Origin of the sequence: Streptomyces sp. sk2.1 (assembly GCF_008120935.1) — a bacterium.
In the GTDB taxonomy this organism is placed as follows: Bacteria; Actinomycetota; Actinomycetes; order Streptomycetales; family Streptomycetaceae; genus Streptomyces.
Genome location: NZ_RDBO01000263.1, coordinates 1 through 1,347, shown reverse-complemented (window position 1 = coordinate 1,347; position 1,347 = coordinate 1). Strand labels below are relative to the sequence as shown.

The following is a 1,347-nucleotide window of genomic DNA, read 5'->3' as shown; positions in this document are numbered from 1 at the left end:
CTCTCGCTGCTCCTCACCGTGGACGCGCTGCCGCCCACCGCCTTCGAGCTGGGCATCAAGGGCTGGACGCCCACCATCGAGCTGACCACCCACATCCGCTGCCGCCCCGCCCCGGGCCCGCTCCGGGTCTCCATCACCACCCGCAACCTCGCGGGCGGCTTCCTGGAGGAGGACGCGGACGTCTGGGACAGCGCGGACCGGCTGGTGGCCCAGTCCCGCCAGCTGGCCAGGGTGTCGCGTTCCTGAAGTGCCACCGATCCCCGCAGGGGCCCGCCGGATTCCGGCGGGCCCCTGCGCGTGCGGGGCGGGTGTGCTCAGGCGGCCGGGTCGCTCGGGCCGTCCGGATCGCTCGGAGCGTCCAGCCAGTGGAGCCGGCCGAGGTTGACCAGCCTGAGCCGCCGCCGGGCCGTCTCGGCCACCCGCCGCTCGCCCTCCGGTCCCGCGTCCAGCAGTGCCGACGCGGTGATCACCATGTGGTCGACGTAGAAGCCGCCCAGCATCAGCAGGTCCTCGTCGCTCCACCCCCGGGACTGCGGCTCCCCGGCGAGCGCCGCCGCCGTCTCCTCGGCGAACCGCCGCAGTTGGGCCGCTATGGCCTCGCGGACCGGGCCGACCCCGCCGTGCTGCTCGCGGGCGATGAAGCGGAAGTGGGCGGGTTGCTCGCCGACGTGGCGCAGGATCAGCTCGACACCGCGCCCCAGGCGCTCCTCGCTGTCACCGGTCTCGGCGAGGACCGCGCCGATCATTCCGTGCAGGCTGCCCAGCGCCTCCTCGACGAGTGCCACGCCGAGCGCGGCGGTGTCGTCGAAGTGCCGGTAGAAGGCGGTGGGCGTGACGCCCGCGGCCCGGGTCACCTCGCGCAGCCCGAGGCTGCTGAGGCCCTGGTGCTCCAGGAGCGCGAGTGCGGCGTCCAGCAGCGCCTGACGTGTTCTCAGCTTCTGGGTTTGGCGGACGCCGACGGTGTGACTCATGCCATTCAGTAAACAACTGTTCTCCGGGGCGAGGAAAGGGAGGGCGGGTCTAGACTGAGCAGTCAGTGAACAGTCGTAATCTCAAGTGCTCGCGAGAGCCCGTGGAAAGGCTGGACATGATCGTCCTCGTCGTCGCCCTGCTCCTGCTGGGGATCGTGCTGGGTGCGGTGGCCCAGATCCCGCCCGCGCTCTCCCTCGTGCTCGGCGCCCTGATCGGCTGCTGGCTGCTGGTCTTCGCCGTACGCGAGCGGGCGGGTGCGCGTCGCCGCTCCTCGTGACCGGCCGCGCCGCAGCCCCGACGTCCGCCGCACCGCCGCCACGACGCCTGCCGCACCGCAGTCCGACCCACGACGCCTGCCGCACCGCAGTCCGACCC

Annotated in this window: 2 protein-coding genes and 1 pseudogene; 2 read left to right on the top strand and 1 reads right to left on the bottom strand. The window is 72.9% G+C overall.

Going from position 1 to position 1,347, the window contains the following annotated elements:
• A pseudogene (locus EAO76_RS43500) lies at positions 1–246 on the top strand (acyl-CoA thioesterase domain-containing protein); the annotation flags it as partial.
• Positions 247–314: 68 nt separating this feature from the next.
• Here EAO76_RS43500 and EAO76_RS43495 read toward each other — a convergent pair.
• Positions 315–971 (bottom strand): TetR family transcriptional regulator, encoded by a 657-nt coding sequence (locus tag EAO76_RS43495; RefSeq protein ID WP_148841712.1) that lies wholly within the window; start codon positions 969–971, stop codon positions 315–317.
• A gap of 101 nt (positions 972–1,072) precedes the next feature.
• Here EAO76_RS43495 and EAO76_RS45225 point away from each other — a divergent pair, with 101 nt between their 5' ends.
• The gene (locus tag EAO76_RS45225) at positions 1,073–1,249 is read left to right on the top strand and encodes a hypothetical protein (protein ID WP_187439068.1); all 177 of its coding nucleotides are present in this window, start codon (positions 1,073–1,075) and stop codon (positions 1,247–1,249) included.
• Positions 1,250–1,347: the final 98 nt, after the last annotated feature.